This is a genomic window from Amantichitinum ursilacus (genome assembly GCF_001294205.1).
GTDB classification, from domain to species: domain Bacteria; phylum Pseudomonadota; class Gammaproteobacteria; order Burkholderiales; family Chitinibacteraceae; genus Amantichitinum; species Amantichitinum ursilacus.
Genome location: NZ_LAQT01000009.1, coordinates 167,049 through 186,840 on the forward strand (window position 1 = coordinate 167,049; position 19,792 = coordinate 186,840).

Here is a 19,792-nt window from a genome sequence, read left to right on the forward strand (position 1 = left end):
GCGATGTCCTGGTACATCCCGCCCTTGACCGCGCAAGCATTGCCCGAGCCCCCCGGAGGGCGGCACTGGGCGATCGGGCTGGTCGCGGTGCTAGGCACCGCTACTATGCTGACCTTGCTGTTCTGGCCGGGTGGCGCCTCCCGTCGCGTTCCGCTGTTCTGGGTGTGTGCAGTTGCCATTCCCGCGCTGGTGTGGGCATTGGTTTTTCTGACGCGGGTTGCGGTTTATATGTTGAACCGGTCGTGGGTTTTGGCCGCCAACGACGGCATGCACGCAGAACTCACGCGATGGCACGGTTGGGCGCGCAGCCGGATGGCTGTTCTGGCTTGCTGCAGTGTGACGCCCGAGCCGGATTTAATCGCGCGCCTGACGGGCCGTATGGGTTCAGCGCCCTTCAATCCGGGCAGGGCGCTTCGGCTGCAACAGCTCACAGACGATGATCGCCAGGCGCAATTGGTCGGCATGTTAATTGAGCAAATCTTGCCCGCACTCAAGCAATTGCAGGGGCCTGTTGCGGTACTTGTGTTGCCGACTGAGCACGGTGCGTTGCCCGATGTGGCACATGCAATCAATGCCGCATGGCACAACGCTCGCATCGCGGCGGCGGCAGAAATAACGCTGTTAACTGAGTGGCCTGGGCCACCCGAAACCTGGCCGCCAGCTACTAAAACCACACCGTATTTGCTGCTGGGGCTTCAGCTCGCGGCACCGCGAAAATCTACCGCTCTGACCGAGTCAGGCTTTGCCTTGTTGCTGGGGTCCGCTCAGGCCGCGCAGGCGCAAGGCCTCCTGCCCGCAGCGTGGCTGTACCGGGCCATGCCTCTGGAGTGCGCCAGTGTCGAAGGCGATCTGGCTGAATTACTGCATATCCAGCGGCCGTCGCAACCGGTGCAAGCGCTGTGGAGCAGCAACCTGCCGCAGGCATTGCACAACTCGCTGATGGTGGCGGCGCAGGCACACGCGCTTGATCTGCAGCCGCGCGCGGGTTTCGCCAGCGTGTGCGTGCTCGAAAAGGTGTTGGGTCCGTGCGGCGATGCAGGCCCTTGGCTGGCGCTGGTATTGGCCGTTGAGGCGTTGCGGGCGGCTAATCAGTCGGGCTTGCTGGCGACGGCCCGCGCCACCGGCGACGCATTTCTCCAATTAATCGAACCCACACATCACGCGTAACGGCTGCCCGGAAAAATCATATGGTCCTACTTATCACCTTGGTGTTGCTCGTCGGGATCTGCATCCTCGGCGTGCTGCTTTACGTCTTCCTGTGGCCGCTCCTGATCAACTGGCTGCCTGCGGCGCAGGATTACGGGGTCTGGATGGTCGTTGGCGCGGCAGCGACGGTGGTGGTTGTGGGACTTGCGGTCTGGTTTCTCACCAAACGGTCACAGCGACGCGTAATCGCGCATGCGCTTAAAACCGCGCACGCAGCAGCGCCCAAGCCTGACGGTAAGACCGGTGTCGCCACGGATGGCGGACCGCAAAATCCACGCTCCACCGACCCTGTGGCTGATCTGCGCAAATATCTGAAAGGGCATTACTCGTGGAGACAGCGCCGCAGCAAGCCTTGGTTCTGGGTTACCGGATCTGGCGCACAGGTCAGCGCCCATTTTCCATATCTGCTTGAGCAGCAATGGTTGGATACACCGCAAGCCGTCTTGCTGTGGGTGGGTGAGGGTGCGCTGGAGCCAGGCGGGGGATGGGGCCAGTCGCGCGGCAAATGGCGTCGGCCCGCTGACGGGATCATCCTGGTGTCTGCTGCGGACGCGCCACATGGGCAAATGCTTTCCAATCTGGCGGCCCGAAGCGGTTATGCCTTGCCCGTACAGCTGTTGCTGTCCCCCGCAATTGCCGGCGCACGTGATGAGCCCGCAGCCCCCATCCTTGTGCAGCTGCCTGTATCAACATTGCGCGACGCCGATCAAACCGGCCAGGCATTCCGCCATCTGATTGATCCGCTCGCGCATATTGGCTTGGCCGCAATCGTCAAGCAGAGACGCCGATATTTCGATGCTGCGCTGTCGCGGTTTCTGGATCGAAACAGCAAGTCGCTGGGCGAGTGGCTGAGCCAGCTTGCGCATAATCTGCAGCGGCAACAAAGGCTGGCGGGGATATGGTTCGCTCCGCAGCTCAAGCTCGTTGCGCCCCGTAACCGTCTGGGTGCTGTCGATGCCGCGACGCTGCATCAACTGGCGCAGACCAGCGCCAATGCGCTCGCCTTCCCCAAACCTATCCTGCAAAGCTTCCGCCGCCAGCGCAAACCCAAACTGCGGTTCACCGCCTTCGACGCATGTTGCACCGCCCTGGCCATTTGCGTCGCGTTGTGGGGCTGCGGGATGGCCGAGTCCTATCGGCAGAATCGCGCGCTAGCCGACCAGATCAACGCCGATCTCGCCGCACTGCAAGCTGCGCCCAATCTGCAGACCGCTTTCCCCAGTCTGTTGGCCTTGCAGGACCAGATTGCCCTGCTGGAGGCGCGCATTGAGCATGGCGCGCCGTGGCTGTCGCGCTTCGGTCTTAACCATGATCGGGATTTGCTGGCCGTCACATGGCAGCCATATGGCGCGGCAGCTCACAAATGGCTGTTGCGGCCCATGCAGACGCAGCTGGCGGCGCAACTACAGACGTTGGATGCCTTGCCACTGGATGGCCGCGATACCAGCACCGAGCACGCATTGGAGGGAGCGGGCCAGCAAGGCTACGACACCCTCAAAACCTGGCTGATGTTGTCGCAAGCTAAACATGCGGATGCCGGCTTTCTGGCGCCGCGTCTGCTGCAAACCGGCAAAGTGGTCTGGCCAACCCTCAGCGTGGATGGGCTGGATCGCATTACGAAATTTTATGCGGCGCATCTCACGGCGCATCCGGAGTGGCAGTTGCCGGGCGATCAGCAAACGCTGTTTGCCGCGCGACAAACCCTGTCCGGCTTGATCACCTTGAAGCAGGCCGACGACACGCTGTATCAGCAACTGTTGGCCGATACCAAGGCGCGCTATCCCGATCCCACCATGGGCAGTCTGATTGGCGGGCGTGACGCGCGGGGATTGTGGTCGGTGAAAGGGCGTTTGCCCGGCACGTTTACACGCCAGGCCTACGAAGGGTATGTGCGCGATGCCATCAAGCAACGGGTTGGCCAGGCGGCGACGCGCGGCGATTGGGTGCTGGGCCAGCAACTGGATCAGGAAGCGATCAAACCTGCTGACCTTGAGGCCGCACTTAACAAACGCTATTTCGCTGATTTTGGCTATGCCTGGCAAAGCTTTCTTAACCGGCTTGACTGGATGCCGGAGGCGAACCTGTCCGGCACCTCCGAGCAGTTGCGGGTGTATGCCGATGCGCAGCAGTCGCCACTGGCGGCGTTGATGAAAACCATCGTCTGGCAGGCGCAAACCGGTGCGCAGCAAACCAGTCTGGCTGATACCCTGGTGGCCAAGGCGCAGAACGTGTTCAAGGGCAAGCAGCCCCCCGCGGACGCTGGCACGAGCGCAATGCAGCGGCCAGCCGCGCCGTTGGCCGAAACGTTTGGCCCGTTGTTGCGGCTGGTGGGCAGCACCGAAGAAAGTAGCGCGGGCGGGGCGATGGCAGATAACGGCCTTAGCCTGCAACGTTATCTGGATCGCGTTAGCGCCACCCGCCTGAAGCTGGATCAGGTGAACGCGGCGGCGGACCCCGATGCGTTTGCACGGCAGCAGGCGCAGAACCTGTTTCAGGGGCGTGCCAATGACTTGCTGGATGCGCGCAGTTATGCCGAATTGGTTGCCGCCAGTCTGGGTAGTGGCTACGCTGCGATGGGGCAGAACCTGTTTCTGCGTCCGCTGGATCAATCGTGGCGCACCTTGATGCAGCCGGCCTCCGCCAGCCTGAAAAGTTTGTGGCAAAGCAGCGTTTATCTGCCGTTTAACAGCGCGTTTAGCGGACGTTTTCCGTTTAACGATACCGAGCACGAAGCCAGTCTGCCGGAGCTGGCGCGCTTTCTGGCGCCCCAAGGCGTGCTGGCACAATTTGCCCAGACGCAACTGGGCGGCATTCTGGAGCAGCAAGGTGATCAGTGGGTACCTAACCCGCTGTATACGCAGGCGCTACGGTTTGATCCGGATTTCCTGAATGCGCTGAACCGACTTTCGCGGCTGTCCAGTCATTTGTATGCGGAGGGCCAAAGCCGCTATCGCTTTGATCTATTGGCGATGGGGCATCCGCAGCTTACCGACAGCAAGCTGACTATCGATGGGCAAGTGCTGGATTACTTTAATCAAAAGCAGAAATGGGCGCATTTCAACTGGCCCGGCGAGCCTGAAAGCGCAGGCAGCAGTCTGACGTGGACGGCGCTGCAAACCGGCCTGCAGCAAAAAGATGATTTCAATAGCACGTGGGGCTTTGTGCGGCTGTTGTCCAAAGCGCGCATTGAGCCGATCGACAAAGCCAGTTATCGCATCGAGTGGACGCTGGATGACAACCTGCGTCTGCGCTATGCGCTGCGCACCCAGGTTGGGGCGGGGCCGCTGGAGCTGCTGCAACTCAAAGGCTTCAAGCTGCCGCAACGCGTGTTTATCACGGGCCGCGAACCTGCACCTGCCAGCGCGTCGCGCCCGGCTAAAACCCCGATGGTGAGCAAGTCGTGATCCGATCTGGCCATCATTTCCCTTGCATCTACATATTGCGCGCCACGTGGGCGCAGGTTGATTGATATGGCACTGCCCACCTTTCTTAAAACACTGTTCGGGCAAACCGAACCGGCGGATCTGGCGCGCTCGCGACTGGCGGCGTGGCAAGACTGGCTGACCCCCATTACGGGCGCTAGCGCTGTCGGGGCGGACCCGGCCTATGACGATGACTTTCAATTGCTGCGCGAAGAAGTCGGCAAGCTGGGCGGGCTGGATGACGCGCTGATTCTGGCCACCAGCGAGCGGCTGTTGCGCGAGGTCTGCAAGGATATTCGCCCCGCGTGCTACTACGCATTTGCCCGCTTGCGCACCGAGGGCGCGGCGGGTCTGGCGGATGGCTTGTCGCTGGTGGCCGCGTTACTGGCGCGCTATCCCGATACGGTGTTGCCGCAGCGCCCGGAAAGCCGCAAGGCGGCGCTGGAATGGTTAAACGGTGAACGCTTCCAGCTGTTTCTGGAACGCGACACGGGTCTGCGTGCTGATCTGGAACGCGCATGTTCAGCGTTAGCCTTGATCGAACAGCTGGTCAGCACGTGGGATGAGCCGTTCCGGCCCTCGGTGCAACCGCTGATGCAGCGGTTCGAAGCGTTGTTGGACCGGGCGGATGCGGGTGGGGCGGCAGGCAACGCCGCTGTGACTAGCGCTGCTGCCAGCGCCGGCAGTGGCGCTTTCGCCAGCAGCCCGGCGCAGATTGCATCCGCGCGCGACTTGCTCGATCGCGCGCGTGAAATGGCGGTCTTCCTGCGTCGCCAGGCCTCGGGCTATCTACCTGCCTATCGCTTGTTGCGCTGCATTCGCTGGGACACCATGAGCAGCGCGCCGCCGCATGATACCGCGCACCAAACGCGCTTGCCGCCGCCGCGCCAGGAACTGCATCAACAGCTCAAACGTCTGGCCTTGCAGCAGCAATGGCTGGAGTTGCTGGAGCGGGTGGAACTGGCGTTTGCCGAGGGCGCCAACCATGTCTGGCTGGATCTGCAGTACTACGCCTGGCTAGCGCAAGGCCAGGCGGGACCGGAGTACGCGGCCTGCCAGGATTTGCTACTGACCGACTTTGCGCAGATGCGTGATCGGCTGGCGGGTATCGAACGTCTGCACTTTAGCGACGGCACCCCGTTTGCCGATGACACGACGCTGGAATGGATTGCGCGCCACGCCGTCATCCGCGATCTGGACGCAGGCGAAACCGTGCAGATGCCGCCGTTGCGGGGTAACGAGGGTGACTGGCCCGAGACCGAGCGCCAGGCGATGGAACTGGCTGCCCAAGCCGGGCTGGAGGCCGCGTTTCAGTGGGTGCGTGATCTGCCTGCGGTGACGGGAGAGCGCAACCGGCTATTGCGACAATGGCTGATGGCGCGGCTGGCTGAAAGCCATGGCCGCGCCGATATGGCCTTGCATTTGCTGTCCACGCTGGAGGCCGACATCGCGGCTTTCCACCTTGACCGCTGGGAACCCGCGCTGACCTTCGAGATCCGCGCACAACAGCTGCGTTTGCTGCGTCAGCGCGCGCAACGCAAAGACGTGGACAAAGCGCTCTTGGGTGCGCGTATGGATCAGCTGATCGGCGCGATGATCACGCTCGACCCAGTACGCACACTGGCTTTAAGCCAACCCGCCTGATGCTGTTTTGTGACCCTACGCACCCGCCCGCACAAGAGACCCCATGGACGATTTGACCCTGCGTTACTACGAAGCCGAGATGCGCTATCTGCGCGAAGCGGGCAAAGAATTTGCCCACGCGCACCCCGACCGCGCGGCGCTGCTGAATATGGATGGTATCGGCGATCGCGATCCCTATGTGGAGCGTCTGTTTGAAGGCTTTGCCTTTCTCACCGGCCGTTTGCGGCAGAAGCTGGACGATGATTTGCCAGAGCTGACCGAAGGCTTGATGAGCCTGCTTTGGCCGCACTATCTGCGCATGATTCCTTCGCTGACCATCGTCGAGCTGACGCCGCAGATGCAGGCGCTGCAACATAGCGAAGCGGTGCCACCGGGACTGGTGTTGCGCAGCACGCCGGTGGGTCCGCAACAAACGCAGTGCCTGTATCGCACCACGCAAGCCGTAGCGCTGTTGCCCTTGCGCTTACTGGCGGCCAGTGCACCGATCCGCAACGATGGCCGTTCCGTAATTCGCTTGCGCTTTAGCCTGGAAAGTCAGGGGCGGCGGGATCAACTGGATTTCTCGCGCATCCGGCTGTTTTTAAGCGCCGACGTGCCGGTGGCCTCTGCCTTGCACCTGGCGCTTACCCGGCACGCGCGGCAGATCGAAGTACGCGCGCCACTGTCCGCTGGCTTGCCAGCTGCTTTGCTCGATGCCGGTGCGGTGCGCTTCGAACAGGTGGGTTTTGCTACGGACGACCGGCTCTGGCCCAAAGCCGACAACGCGTTTGGCGGCTACCAGTTGTTGCTGGAATATTTTACGTTTCGCGACAAATTCATGTTTGTCGATCTGTGCGGCCTGGATTTGCAAGCGTTGCCCGAAACCTCGTCCTGGTTTGAACTGGACGTGGTGCTGGACCAGCGTTATCCGGCCGATATGCCGTTTGACGCCAGCCATATCCGCTTGCATTGCACGCCAGCCATCAACCTGTTCGAGATGGAAGCGGAACCGGTACGCGTGGACCATACCGAGCCGGAGTACCGGGTGGTCCCCATGTTGCAAGAGGGCGGGCAGGTGGAGACCTGGTCGGTGGATGCGGTACAAGGCTTTGAGCACGGCAACAGCAGTCGGCATGACTATGTGCCGTTTGCCAGCTTCCGCCATCGCGGCGGCATGTTGCGGCACGAAGCGCCCGAGCGCTATTACCACACGCGCGTGCGCCAAGGCGCTTCGGGCCGATTTGAGACGTGGCTGGTGCTGGGCGGGCATGACTGGCAAGCGCGCACTGATCTACCTTTGGAAACGCTGTCTTTGCGCGTCACCGGCACACATGGCCAGTTGCCGCGCAAGGCGGTTCGGGAGTCGCAGATTCTGGCCATGGTGGTGGGCTATCCCTGCGTTGACAGCGTCAAGAATGTGACCGCACCCACCTTGCCCGTCTATCCGCCGCTGGAGGATCGCTTTCACTGGCGCGTGTTGTCGCATCTGGCGCCCAACTATCTCTCCTTGCTGGATGCCGAGGTGTTGCGGGGCACGCTGGCGCTGTACGACTGGACCGATGACGAGCTCAATCGAAGACGGCTGCAGGGCATTCTGCAGGTTGCCCAGCGTCCGTTAACACGCATGGAGCAGGGCTGCGTGCTGCGCGGCGTGGAGATCACCATCACGCTGGATAGCCAGCGTTTTGCCGGCGAAGGTGATCTGATGCTGTTTGGCGAATTGTTAAATCGTTTTTTTGCGGCCTATGCCGACATGAATCTGTACACGCAACTGGTATTGCGTCTGCAGCCCAGCGACCAATTGCTGGCGTGGCCGCCGAGCAAAACCGGGCGGCCCAGCTTATGAACGTGACCTTACCTGTGCCGCCTTCGTTTGACGGGCGTGATTTGACCGAGCTGCCCAGCGCCAGAGCCCGGCCTTTCAGTACGGACCAGACCGTGCCGGGCGAAGGGCTGGTGCCGGCCATTTTGCGTCGCGCGCCGCTATTTAACTTTTATCAATTGTGCGAGTTGCTTGATTCTGCACAAGCGCAGCGGCCCGCGCTGGGCACGCAAGATACGCCCGCGCATGAGCCGGTGCGTTTCCGGCCGCACACCGCTTTGGGATTTCCGGCGGCGGAGCTCGGTCGCGCCGAAGCCGATCCGGATAATCTGGCCGCGCCGCCCACCGTGCGCACCCGGTTTCTGGGGCTGTATGGCGTGGATGCGCGCATGCCATTTCATGTGCTCGACGACATTGCCACGCGGCGCGAAGGGCATGAAGCGCTGGCCGCATTTCTGGATCTGTTTAATCACCGCATCATCACGCTGTATTACCGCATCTGGCGCAAATATCGCTATCCGGTGGGCTTCGTGGCTGGCGCGGCAGACCCCACCTCGCAGGCGCTACTCAGTCTGGTGGGTTTGGGCATGGGCCAATCGCAGCATCGGCCTGATCTGCCGGTGGCGCGCTTTATGGGCTTGCTGGGGCTGGGCGGGCAGCGCACCCGCACCGCCGAAGGTCTGGCGGCGGTGGTGCGTCTGCTGCGGCCCGATGCACGCGTGATGGTCGACGAGTTTTTTGCGGTGGCGCGCGTGCTGGAGCAGCCCGCCACGTTGGGCCAGGCGCCGGTGGCACTGCGTACGGGGGCATTGGTGCTGGGCAGGTCGGTCATCGATCGAAACAGCACGGTGCGCGTGGTCATCCGGCTGGACGCCGCCGCCGATATCGCCACGCTGTTGCCGGGCGGCCAGCAACATACCGATCTGCTGCAGATGCTCAAGGTTTATCTCGGCTACAAGCTGGATGCCGAAATCATTTTGCGGATCGACGTCGCCGCGTTGCCACCCATGCGTCTCGGGTGCGCCCCGCTGCGGCTGGGGCTGACCACGATGGCGGGACGACCCGCTCAAGGCACATTGGTCGATATCCGGCTCGGTCGGTATTGCGGTTTTGCGACCAGCCGGGCCCATCACTGAATTGCGACCAACATTGGACGCCAGGACTACAAGGAAATTGACCATGAAATACCTCGCGCACCACGCGCCCACCAGTTGCTGGGGCAAGCTGTTCGGCGGATTGGCGCTGACGGGTTTGCTGGCTGGCTGCGGTGCGTGGCAAACCGCCAAGGTGGCCACCGTCAACACCACCAAAGCGATCTTTGTGGCTGACACGCTGACGCTGAAGCTCGATCTGGTTGGCCGCGCTGGCATGAATGGCGACGACAAGGAGCAGCCGATGTCGGTGGCGGTACGGGTCTATCAGCTCGACGACGGCAAGGGCTTCGAGGCCGCCCACTACGACATGTTGCTCGCGGATGACACCAGCGTCTTGAAAAGCAACTTGCTGGCGCGCAAGGAATTCATCCTGCGGCCCGGCGCCACGATCAGTCTGAATGAACCGCTGGACAAGGCCACGCAAAGCGTCGGCGTCGCGGCGTTTTTCAGGCAAAACGGCAAGGACATGAGCTGGCGGCTGAGCATTCCGCGGGCCGATCTGTCGGATAAGCAGCCATTGCGTCTGGAAGCGATCGGTTTCGCACTGGTCCGACCTGCGCCGACGCAGCGCTGACCATGGCCGGCCCCGCTCTGTATGAACTGCTGACCGGCCATTTCGCCGACGGCGTCGCGATCGATGCCGTGGACCCGAACACGCAAACGATCCTCAGCGTAATGGATAGCATCCAGCGCATTCTTAACGCGCGCGCGGGCAGTCTGGCGCATCTGCCGGAATATGGTCTGCCTGATTTGACCACGCTTTATCGTGAATTGCCCGCCAGCGCGCATCAGCTTAAACGCACCATGGAGGCCACGCTGAAGTTGTTCGAGCCGCGGCTGCTGTCCGTTGAGATCGAACTGCAGCCCGCGGTGGACGAAGCCATACTCAGTTATACCTTGGTGTGCCATCTGAAACAGGCCGGTCTGGTGCGTTTCGGCACGTACTTTATGCCGGAGGGGAGGGTGTGGCTAAACCGCGTGCACACCTGACCCAGCGCGCATAAAAACACCCCCGCGCCCGATGGCTGCGGGGGGTGTTTACGCCAGGACAGCGGCTTTAGTTTTTCGCTTTTGGCATTTGCGAGACGAGCGACAGATTGATATCCATGCCCTCAATCTGGAAGTGCGGAATCACAAACAATTTGACGCGGAAAAAGCCCGGGTTGTCCTCGATATCCTCCACAGTAACGCGCGCCTCGCGCAACGGATGCGACGCTTGCAGCTCATCGCCGGGGTCCGTCATTTCTGTCACCAGCGTCTTGATCCAACTATTCAGTTCCAGCTCCAGCACGCGACGATCTTTGGTGGTGCCGATATTTTCGCGCTGGATCAGCTTTAGATAGTGCGCCAGCCGTGACAGCAAAAAGATATACGGCATGCGCGCATTGATGCGGCTGTTGGCGGTTGCTTCACGCGTCTCGTAAAGCGCAGGCTTCTGGGCCGAATTGGCGGAGAAGAAGCAGGCGTAATCACGATTCTTGTAAAACGACAGCGGCACAAAGCCCAGATTGGCGAACTCGAACTCGCGCGTTTCAGGAATCAACACTTCGGTTGGAATCTTGACCTGGTTGCCAGTGCCCAGGTCATACAAATGGATGGGCAAATCCTTGACCGCGCCACCGGCTTGCGGCCCGCGAATCTGCACGCACCAGCCATTCTTGATAAAGCTCTGCACCATGTTGGCGGCAAAGGCGAACGCGGCATTGGCCCACAGATAGCGTTCGTGATCCGCACCTTTGACTTGCTCGGTGTAGTTAAACGCGCGTACTGGCGTGGTGTCAGGGCCATAGGGCAAGCGCGCGAGGAAACGCGGCAACGTCAGGCCGATATAGCGCGCATCATCGGTGTCGCGAAAGCTTTTCCATTTGATGTATTCCGCGCGATCAAAATAGTTGGCGATATCCTGAATGGCCGCCACTTCTTCCATCGATTCCTTGCCGAAGAACGCGGCGCCCACCGCGCCCACGAACGGCATGTGTGCTGCCGCCGACACCTTGGAGATATTGCGCAGCAAGGCGATATCTTGCGGGCTGCGATCAAACTCGTAATTGGAGATGATGGAGCCGATCGGCTCACCGCCTGGCGTGTCGTATTCCTGAATATAGGTGTGTCGGTACAGGCCGCTCTGGATCACTTCCGGCGTGTCTTCAAAATCCTGGCGCAGCGCGTCTTTGGATACATCCAGCAGCTCAATCTTGACGTTTTTGCGGAAGTCGGTGCGGTCCACCAGAAATTTAAGTCCCCGCCACGCGCCCTCGATGGCCTGAAAAGTGGGGTGGTGCATCACGGCATCGAGCTGGCGGCTGATCTTTTCATCGATGGCCGCAATGTGGAAATCCAGCAGGCTTTTATCCAGCCGGTCCACGGTGCGCGACGACGCTTCAATCATTTTCAGAAACACATTGACCGCGACCGCCACGCGTTCGTCGATTGACGATTCCGACAGGGCGTCGTTGTTCTGGAACGTTTCAAATGGCTGCGTGTGGGTGACCGGCGTCAGATTGATCCGGGCGCACAGCGCTTCATAAATATTGGGTGCGCCCAGCGTGGTGCCGTTGGGTTGCGCGCTGCTCAGGACATGGGATTCTTGTGTCGACATAACAGGGTTACTCCAGGTTTCAGACGACGTCGGTATCAACAGGGGCCACTTTTTCCAGCTCGGCACGCAAGTTGGCCGAGAGCGACGGGTCTTTCAGGATTTTTTCGAGTTCGCGCCGGAACGACGCGTTGTCCAGCAGATTGGATTTGAGATCGCGCAGCAGATTGCGCATGGCCAGCAGCGCGCGCAGTTGCGGAATGTTGCGAGCCACTTGCTCCGGGTGGAAATCCTTCATGGCTTTGAAGTCGAGGTCGACCATGACTTCGTCGTTGCCGCCACCCAGCGTGTTGGCCACTGCGATGCGGGCCTTGGGGTTCAGGTCGGCCAGCACGGCATCAAAATTGTTTTTGTTGACCGACACCTTGGGGCGATCGGCCACCGGGCGCGTGTCTTGCCCGTTGCTGTAGTCGCCCATCGCAAGCAGCTTCAGCGGCAGCTCGATTTTCTTCTGCGCGCCACCGGTATGCAGGTCGAGTTTGATGTTGATCCGTGCTGCGGGGACTTCGTTCTGGAAACTATCTGCCACGTTAAGCTACTCCCTGTGAGAAAAGCGAAATACCAAATGCGGCTTTATCAAAAAAGCATAAGTCGACTTGAATGAATTAAAGCCGTAGTTGGGCTGTGTGAATTGAGAATTATCAAAATAAAATATGAGAATCTATCTGCTGGATTCAGAAAAAATAAATGCGCGGTTTTGCTTTGAGTTGTTCGATATACTAATGTAAGCTGTTTAAAACGTGCAATAACAAAGCCGCAACATTTATAAAACACGTTGCGCGCGTTTTCGTAATTATCAAATAGCTCTGCTTGTTTCTTTCAAAGTACTTGTGCTGCCGATTGAAACGGGCGGATTAACCCGGTCCACGTGTCACATGAAGATCTTCAAGCCTTTATGGTCCGAGGGCGCATTGCTGCTGCCCCAGCATTTCCAGCAACAGAGCCTGTTTCACGCCGCCCAGACCGCAGCGGTGGCGCGCTTGGCGACCGCGCATGATTGGGGTGTGCGCCGTATCGCCTGGGATGAGTCAGCGCTCGAATTAAATAAAATAAGAATTCAATCCGTTGAGATTCGTCTCATTGATGGATTGATGATTAATAGTTATTTGGGCGATTTGTTGCCGCCGGGGCGTGATTTGTCCGATGTGCCAATAGAACGTCAGGCTGTGATTGTTTCTATTGCATTGCCATTGCACGATCCGCAAGGCAGTAATTGCGTCGATGCGACTCAGCAAAGCGCCCGCGCCCGGCGTTTTCGCAATGAATATCTGCAAGTCAATGATCTGTTTAGTGAGGCTGTTGGCGAGGTCAATGTCGAACGGCTTAATCTGGCGTTGATATTTGATTTTGAAGTGCATGCGGACTGGGTCAGTTGCCCCGTGGCGCGGCTGGTGCGTGATGCCAGCGGTCGCTTTCAGCTGGACGCGGACTGGATTGCGCCCTGCGTGGTGTTGAGTGCCAATGCGGCGTTAACCGGGCTGACGGAACGACTGGTTGACATCTTGCGCGCACGGAGTGCCCAACTGGCTGCACGCCGAGGTGAACGCAACCAGAATGTGGCCGACTATTCGGTGTCGGATGTCTCGCTGTTCTGGCTACTTAATTGCATCAATACGGCGTGGCCTGAGCTGATGCATCTGCGCACGCACCCCAACCAGCATCCCGAGCGCTTGTGGCTGGCGATGGCGCGCCTGGCGGGCTCGCTCAGCTCGTTTGCGCTGGCGCACAGTCTGGACCAGATTCCGGCCTATCAGCACGACCAGTTGCAGGCGGTATTTGCACAACTGGAGCGGCTGATCCGCGATCTACTCGATACGGTGATTCCGTCGCCGGTTATTCCGATCGCGCTGGAAAATATCCGGCCCACCTTGTGGCGGGCGCATTTTAACGACCCGCGCTTGCTGGAAAATGCCGATTTCTTCTTGTCCGTGCATGCTGCGATGCCCGCGCAGCAACTGCAGGCGCAACTGCCCATGGTCTGCAAGCTCGGCGCGCCAGAAGAAGTCGAACGTATCCTCAATTCTGCCGTGGCCGGTGTGCCGCTGAGCGCGCTGCAGCGGGTGCCTTCCGCAGTGCCATTGCGGCTGGAGAACCAGTATTTCGCACTGGATCACCACGCCCCGGCGTTTGCCCGCATGTTGCAGACGCGCTCGTGCAGCATCTATATCCCGGCTTCGCTACCTGAAGTCACGCTCGAACTGTTTGCGGTGCTGCGCACATGACGGCCGCCACTTCCAACTCGCCTTTGTCCATGCATGTTTTGTTGCGCGATACCGCCCTGCAGGTGGCTTTGCTGGCAGACCAGCCTGTGATCGCCGACCCTGCAACATGGCGTGCTCATTGTGTTGAACTGGTCGAAACCTTGCAGGCGCGCTTGAAAGACGCCGGATTTGCGCCCGCGGTGCTGCAGGAAATCAGTTATGCGCAGTGTGCGATGCTGGATGAGTGCGCCTTGACTGCGCTGCCGCCTGAGCAGCGTGATGCCTGGGCGGCCGAGCCATTGCAGGTGCGCTTTTTTCAAAGCTATAACGCGGGCGATACAGTGTTCGAGCAGATCGCCGCGTTGCTGCGCCAGAGCGCCCCTGAGCCCGCGTTGGTCGAGACCTATCGTTTGCTGTTGGGCCTGGGATTTTTAGGGCGGTATGCGCATGAAGCAGATCCGGAACGCCAACGCACGATAGACGCACTGCAACGGCTTGCGCCGCCGCTGACCTCAACGCCGGAGTTGTGGATCAAGGCGGGCCGTACTGACTGGTTTGCGATATTGCGCGGTTGGTCGCCGTGGCTGTGGTTAGTGCTGATCAGCGCCGGCGTCGCGCTGTTGGGCATTGTCCTGCAGCACCGCCTGGATGCGCTGCTCGCGCAAATCCTCGTCGCGACGCAAGGCTGACGATGGTGTCGCAACGCTATCCCTATAGGGCGGTGACGGTCTGGGCGGGCTATGTGCTGCTTGCGCTGTGTCTGTTTTGCCTGCCGTTGTCGGCAGTAGGGCGGTGGCTGGCGGCCGCATGGATTGTATGTGCGGTCGCGAGTGTTCTCATCTGGCGCGGTAGGTACACGCGGCGCACGCTGGCAGCGGAATCGGATTCACCTCTGGCCCATGCGCTGACGGCATTGCCTGATGATTTGCGGGCTGATACACCGGTGCTGCTGGTGTGTCATGTCTGCGGCTGTGCAAAACCGGCGGTGCTGCATGACGGCAATGCGGTCTGGGTCGATGTGGCTGAGCCCGGCTTGTTGCTGCCCGCGCGACGACAGATCCAGCGACAATGTGGTCGCGCGCCCAACGCCGTAGTGTTGAGCGTTGCGCCCGAGCGCTATACCGATCTCGCGGCGCTGCATGGCGATCTGGTGAGCTGGCGTTATGCCATCGCCAACCTTCAGCACTGGTTTGATCTGCGCGTTCCGGTCTACCTGACCGTGCTGGCGCGGTTGGATGCCATTGCGGCGCACGGTGCTACGACCTGGCATGGCGTGGTGTTGAGCGGCACGGATGCGGCGGGCGATGTGCGCAAGCTGGCGCGCGCGGCACTGGCGCGTCTGGAGGCTGGCTTGCCCACAGCGACGCGCCTCAGCAGCGGCTTGCGTGGCAGCGTGCGTGCCCAAGCGTTGCTGGCGTGGGTGGCCGACGCCTTGGCGCCGGCGCTTGATACAACCGCCAATGGCCTGGCTGTGTTGCGGCTGCAAGGCCTGTTACTGGCTGATTCGGCCGCCGCATCGCTGCAGTCCAATCTGTGGCAGATGTGGCTGCAGAATCAGGCTTCGCTGGCACCAATGTCTCGGCCCGGCGGCCGCATGCCCGATCCTTTGCCGCTGCCTGTCGTGCCGCATTTGCCGCGGCATTGGCGCTGCTCCGGCAGTTTGTCGGGCCTGTTGCACGCCGGGGTGATGACCGGGCTTGCGATCGCGGTCGCACTGTTTTTCTCCTGGCGTGCCAACACCGAACTCATCCTCCGCGTGGGAGATGACATCGTCCGTTATCGCCAGACGCCATCCGTAGAAATCGAGCTGAAGCGGTCTACGCTCGACCAGTTGCGCGCTGATCGCACTTTGTTAAAAACCTATGCGCGGCGCGGCGTGCCTTGGCGTCTGGGCTGGGGCATGTATCGTGCGGATAGGTTGGTGCCGCTGCTGGAGCGCGAAATCAGCCGCTATGTGCCACCGCCGCCGCCGCCCACCGTTCTCAGCCTGGACAGCCTGTCTTTGTTTGCCAGCGGCAGCGCGGTGCTCAAGCCCGATGCCAATCGGGCGCTGATTAGCGCGCTGAGCGTGATCACGGCCAATCCTGACAAACAGGTGCTGATCGCCGGGCATACCGATCAGAGTGGCAACGCGCAGCTGAATCAGAAACTGTCTGAAGCCCGCGCCGTGGCCGTGCGCGACTGGTTTGTCAGCATGTCCAGCTTGCCGAGCTGGCATTTCGCCACGCAAGGATATGGCGATAGCCGCCCCGTGGCCTCGAACGAAGATGCCGCCGGCAAGGCGCGTAACCGTCGTGTCGATATCACGCTGGTGCCCGCGCTACCGCCGCATTGAAACCCAACGGGGCCGCGCTGGGTGGCCCTGATCATCCCTTCAAGGAGAACTGTTATGGCAATTCCTGCGTATATGTGGCTGAAAGATGATGGCGGCGCCGACATCAAAGGCTCCGTCACCGTACAAGGCCGCGAAGGCAGTGTTGAAGTGGTGGAATTTGCGCACGGCGTGCGCATCCCCACCGATGGCAATACCGGCAAGCTGACCGGTACGCGCGTGCATGAGCCACTGGTGTTCTTTAAAGAAACCGATGCGTCCACGCCGTATCTGTACAAGGCGGTCACCAGTGGCCAGACGCTGAAGAGCGTCGAAATCAAGTGGTACAAGATCGACGATGCCGGTAATGAAGTGGAGTACTTCAACACCAAACTGGACAACGTCAAAGTGGTGGGCGTGTCGCCGGTGATGCACAACATCAAAGAGCCGGGCAAAGAGAAATACAACCATCTGGAAAAGATTGAGCTGCGCTACGAAAAGATCACCTGGTCGTACAAGGACGGCAACATCATCCATGCCGATAGCTGGACCGAAGGCCGTTAAGCCGAGGCGATGGGTGGTTGATTGATCGGCCCGTTTTTGCGACGGGCCGTACCCGTTGTTGTCTTGATCCACTTCTTCTCTCTTCAGGTGATTGCGCCATGTCCGTTCGTGACCCCGCCCAACTGCTTCGTCGTCTTAATGCGCATTGCGCCCAAGCGCTGGAAGCGGCCGCCACTCTGGCGCAAACACGCGCCCACGCCGAGATCACGCCCGAGCATTGGTTGATCAAACTACTGGAGCAGGGCGATGGCGATATTCCAGCGATTGCGCGGCGCTACAAACTGGATATGGATGCCGTCTGGCAGGGCTTGCTGGGCGCACTGGACCAATATCCGCATGCCTTGCGTGGCAAGCCGGGCCTGTCGCGGCCGTTGCAGGAATGGCTGCAGGCGGCATGGCTGATCGCCTCGCTGGAACAGGATTGCGAGCAGATCCGCTCGGCGCATTTGCTGCATGCATTACAAGATAACCCGCACTGGCTGCGCGCCAGGGATGCCTGGCCTTTGCTGAGCGTGTCCGCCGCGCAGATTGCGCGCCTGGTGCCGGAACTGAACCGTATTTCGCTGGAAACACCGCAGTCGCAGGGGGCTGCGCCTAACGTTGTGGCGCGTGCGCAAGATGCGGCTGGATTGAATACTTTGCCCGGTAAGGTGCAGCCGGAGGCGTTGCAACGCTACACCATCGATCTCACAGAAAAAGCACGCGCCGGGCAGATTGACCCGGTGTTTGGCCGCGATGTCGAAATCCGCCAGATGATCGATATCCTGGCGCGGCGCCGCAAAAACAATCCCATTCTGGTGGGCGACCCTGGCGTGGGCAAGACGGCGCTGGTGGAAGGGCTCGCCCTCAAAATTGCCGAAGGCGACGTGCCCATCAGTCTGCAATCAGTGGTGGTACTGGTGCTTGATCTGGGGCTGCTACAAGCGGGCGCGGGCGTAAAAGGCGAATTTGAGCAACGCCTCAAAAATGTGATCGACGCGGTGCAGGCGTCGCCTGCGCCGATCCTGCTGTTTATCGATGAAGCGCATACGCTGATCGGTGCAGGCAATAGCGCGGGTGGCGCAGACGCGGCCAATCTGTTGAAGCCCGCCTTGGCCCGCGGTGAATTGCGCACTATCGCCGCCACCACGTGGTCGGAATACAAACAATATTTTGAGCGCGATGTGGCGCTGGAGCGGCGCTTTCAAATGGTAAAGGTGGATGAGCCCGACGATGCCGCCGCGTGCCTGATGTTGCGCGGCCTGCAGTCGCGCTATGCCGCGCATCATGGTGTACATATCCGCGATGAAGCGATTGTGGCCGCCGTGCAACTGTCGCGTCGCTATTTAACCGGGCGGCAATTGCCGGACAAGGCGGTGGACCTGATCGACACCGCAGCCGCGCGCGTGCGCATGAGCCTTGATGCCACGCCAGCGCAAATCGAACACTGCGTCGCACAATTACGGGCCGCGCAAACCGAACACGCGGCGTTGTGCAATGACTTGCGCGCGGGCGGCAATAACAACGCGGCCCGCTTGGCGCAACTGGATGGCGATATCGCGGCAGCCTCCGCAAACCTGGCTCGCCTGCAAGGCCAGCACCAACAAGAGCTGACTGCGGCGAAGACGTTGCAAGAGATGCTGATCAAGGTATCGCACCCGCACGCAGACAGCCCGGACATCGCAGCCATGACCGAATTACGCGAGCAATTGGCTGAAGCGCAGCGGGGCGAACCGTTGGTGTTGGTGGACGTGGATGCCGCAGTCATCGCGGCAGTCATTGCCGACTGGACCGGCGTGCCGCTCAGTAGCCTGCTTAAAAACGAGCAAGCCAGCCTGCTGGAACTGGAGGCCCAGCTGCAACAACGGGTGGTAGGGCAGGATGATGCGTTGATCAGTATCGCTAGTAGTTTGCGTGCTGCGAGAACGGGTTTGCGTACCAGCGATGGCCCGCTGGGCGTGTTTCTGCTCGCGGGCACTTCGGGTGTGGGCAAGACCGAAACCGCGCTGGCTCTGGCCGATGCCCTGTTCGGTGGCGAGCGCGCCGTAGTCACCATCAACCTGTCGGAATATCAGGAAGCGCACACCGTATCGCAACTGAAAGGGTCGCCGCCCGGTTATGTCGGCTATGGCCAGGGCGGTATGCTGACCGAAGCGGTGCGGCACCGGCCGTACTCCATCGTCCTGCTCGACGAAGTGGAAAAAGCCCATCGCGATGTGCTGAATCTGTTTTATCAGGTGTTTGATCGCGGTTTTATGCGCGATGGCGAGGGCCGCGAGATTGATTTTCGCAATACTGTGATTCTGATGACCTCCAATCTGGGCAGCGCCGAGCTAATGGCGTTGCATGAGCAAGATCCGCTGTGCGATATCGCCCTGTTGCACGAAGCAATCCGCCCGCAATTAATCGAACACTTTCAGCCCGCCCTGTTGGCGCGCTTTCAGACAGTCATCTATCGGCCATTGGCTCTGGCGCCCATCCGCGACATTGTGCAAATGAAGCTGGCCAAAGTCAGCGCCCGAATGGCGCAGCACTACGCCACCACGCTGACGTTTGCGCCCTCTCTACCGGATTTCATCGCTGCCAGTTGCCTGTTGCCCGACACCGGCGCGCGCAATATTGATCACCTGCTTAATCAACAGATTCTGCCGACCGTGTCGCAAGCGTTGCTGCAATGGCAGGTGGAGACCGGCGCCGCGCCCGTTAACGTTGATCTGGCGTGGGAAGAGGTGGCGGGCTTGACGTTGGCGATGCGCTAAACAGCGCTGCACAAGGCTGTGAAAAGCGGCGGGCTGACGAAAATCGATGGCACCGCATCGATTTGTATAAAAAACAGGCAAAATAGCGCTGCTTTTCGGCAAAATCGATGCGTTCGCATCGATTGTATTGTTTTGACCCACCGACATTGCCATAA

Annotated in this window: 14 protein-coding genes; 12 read left to right on the forward strand and 2 right to left on the reverse strand. The window is 60.5% G+C overall.

The annotated features are described in order from the left end of the window. Positions 1-3 precede the first annotated feature (3 nt). The 7 genes from WG78_RS12125 to tssE all read left to right on the forward strand — a co-directional run bounded on the left by WG78_RS12125 (position 4) and on the right by tssE (position 10,217). Positions 4-1,167, forward strand: coding sequence for a KPHS_23130 family T6SS system protein (locus WG78_RS12125; protein WP_152969179.1), 1,164 nt, complete (start codon positions 4-6; stop codon positions 1,165-1,167). Between the two features lie 20 nt (positions 1,168-1,187). Further along, positions 1,188-4,610 carry an ImcF-related family protein gene (locus tag WG78_RS12130; protein ID WP_053938093.1) on the forward strand — a complete coding sequence of 1,141 codons (3,423 nt, stop codon included), beginning with the start codon at positions 1,188-1,190 and terminating at the stop codon, positions 4,608-4,610. A gap of 66 nt (positions 4,611-4,676) precedes the next feature. After that, positions 4,677-6,272, forward strand: coding sequence for a type VI secretion system protein TssA (gene tssA / locus WG78_RS12135; protein ID WP_053938094.1), 1,596 nt, complete (start codon positions 4,677-4,679; stop codon positions 6,270-6,272). 43 nt (positions 6,273-6,315) lie between these two features. Beyond that, the gene (tssF, locus tag WG78_RS12140) at positions 6,316-8,097 is read left to right on the forward strand and encodes a type VI secretion system baseplate subunit TssF (protein ID WP_053938095.1); all 1,782 of its coding nucleotides are present in this window, start codon (positions 6,316-6,318) and stop codon (positions 8,095-8,097) included. Next, positions 8,094-9,209: a type VI secretion system baseplate subunit TssG gene (tssG, locus tag WG78_RS12145; protein WP_083459047.1), complete on the forward strand. Its 1,116-nt coding sequence runs from the start codon at positions 8,094-8,096 to the stop codon at positions 9,207-9,209. Before tssF ends, tssG begins: the two co-directional genes overlap by 4 nt. Before the next feature lie 43 nt (positions 9,210-9,252). Beyond that, positions 9,253-9,801, forward strand: a complete 549-nt coding sequence (tssJ, locus tag WG78_RS12150) for a type VI secretion system lipoprotein TssJ (protein ID WP_053938097.1) — start codon at positions 9,253-9,255, stop codon at positions 9,799-9,801. Between the two features lie 2 nt (positions 9,802-9,803). Further along, positions 9,804-10,217 (forward strand): type VI secretion system baseplate subunit TssE, encoded by a 414-nt coding sequence (gene tssE / locus WG78_RS12155; protein ID WP_201782423.1) that lies wholly within the window; start codon positions 9,804-9,806, stop codon positions 10,215-10,217. A 67-nt stretch (positions 10,218-10,284) separates the two neighbouring features. Here the strand turns inward: tssE and tssC are convergent, their stop codons facing one another. After that, a complete protein-coding gene (gene tssC / locus WG78_RS12160; protein ID WP_053938099.1) occupies positions 10,285-11,826 on the reverse strand; it encodes a type VI secretion system contractile sheath large subunit in 1,542 nt (513 codons plus the stop codon). A 19-nt stretch (positions 11,827-11,845) separates the two neighbouring features. Beyond that, positions 11,846-12,352 (reverse strand): type VI secretion system contractile sheath small subunit, encoded by a 507-nt coding sequence (gene tssB / locus WG78_RS12165; RefSeq protein ID WP_053938100.1) that lies wholly within the window; start codon positions 12,350-12,352, stop codon positions 11,846-11,848. 346 nt (positions 12,353-12,698) lie between these two features. Here tssB and tssK point away from each other — a divergent pair, with 346 nt between their 5' ends. The 5 genes from tssK (at position 12,699) to tssH (ending at position 19,637) form a co-directional block, all read left to right on the forward strand. Continuing rightward, complete coding sequence (gene tssK, locus WG78_RS12170; protein ID WP_083458985.1) at positions 12,699-14,045, forward strand: type VI secretion system baseplate subunit TssK; 1,347 nt, start codon at positions 12,699-12,701, stop codon at positions 14,043-14,045. Further along, positions 14,042-14,713, forward strand: a complete 672-nt coding sequence (locus tag WG78_RS12175) for a DotU/TssL family secretion system protein (RefSeq protein ID WP_053938101.1) — start codon at positions 14,042-14,044, stop codon at positions 14,711-14,713. Before tssK ends, WG78_RS12175 begins: the two co-directional genes overlap by 4 nt. A gap of 2 nt (positions 14,714-14,715) precedes the next feature. Then, on the forward strand, positions 14,716-16,359 hold the full coding sequence (locus WG78_RS12180; protein ID WP_053938102.1) for an OmpA family protein: 1,644 nt from the start codon (positions 14,716-14,718) through the stop codon (positions 16,357-16,359). Positions 16,360-16,413: 54 nt separating this feature from the next. After that, positions 16,414-16,899, forward strand: a complete 486-nt coding sequence (locus WG78_RS12185; RefSeq protein WP_053938103.1) for an Hcp family type VI secretion system effector — start codon at positions 16,414-16,416, stop codon at positions 16,897-16,899. A gap of 98 nt (positions 16,900-16,997) precedes the next feature. Next, the gene (tssH, locus tag WG78_RS12190) at positions 16,998-19,637 is read left to right on the forward strand and encodes a type VI secretion system ATPase TssH (RefSeq protein ID WP_053938104.1); all 2,640 of its coding nucleotides are present in this window, start codon (positions 16,998-17,000) and stop codon (positions 19,635-19,637) included. The last annotated feature ends 155 nt before the right edge of the window (positions 19,638-19,792 follow it).

Bases quoted from the DNA above. Each gene is read 5' to 3' on its own strand.
- WG78_RS12125 (WP_152969179.1), top strand. From the start codon at position 4: ATGTCCTGGTACATCCCGCCCTTGACCGCGCAAGCATTGCCCGAGCCC.
- WG78_RS12130 (WP_053938093.1), top strand. From the start codon at position 1,188: ATGGTCCTACTTATCACCTTGGTGTTGCTCGTCGGGATCTGCATCCTC.
- tssA (WP_053938094.1), top strand. From the start codon at position 4,677: ATGGCACTGCCCACCTTTCTTAAAACACTGTTCGGGCAAACCGAACCG.
- tssF (WP_053938095.1), top strand. From the start codon at position 6,316: ATGGACGATTTGACCCTGCGTTACTACGAAGCCGAGATGCGCTATCTG.
- tssG (WP_083459047.1), top strand. From the start codon at position 8,094: ATGAACGTGACCTTACCTGTGCCGCCTTCGTTTGACGGGCGTGATTTG.
- tssJ (WP_053938097.1), top strand. From the start codon at position 9,253: ATGAAATACCTCGCGCACCACGCGCCCACCAGTTGCTGGGGCAAGCTG.
- tssE (WP_201782423.1), top strand. From the start codon at position 9,804: ATGGCCGGCCCCGCTCTGTATGAACTGCTGACCGGCCATTTCGCCGAC.
- tssC (WP_053938099.1), bottom strand. From the start codon at position 11,826: ATGTCGACACAAGAATCCCATGTCCTGAGCAGCGCGCAACCCAACGGC.
- tssK (WP_083458985.1), top strand. From the start codon at position 12,699: ATGAAGATCTTCAAGCCTTTATGGTCCGAGGGCGCATTGCTGCTGCCC.
- WG78_RS12175 (WP_053938101.1), top strand. From the start codon at position 14,042: ATGACGGCCGCCACTTCCAACTCGCCTTTGTCCATGCATGTTTTGTTG.
- WG78_RS12180 (WP_053938102.1), top strand. From the start codon at position 14,716: ATGGTGTCGCAACGCTATCCCTATAGGGCGGTGACGGTCTGGGCGGGC.
- WG78_RS12185 (WP_053938103.1), top strand. From the start codon at position 16,414: ATGGCAATTCCTGCGTATATGTGGCTGAAAGATGATGGCGGCGCCGAC.
- tssH (WP_053938104.1), top strand. From the start codon at position 16,998: ATGTCCGTTCGTGACCCCGCCCAACTGCTTCGTCGTCTTAATGCGCAT.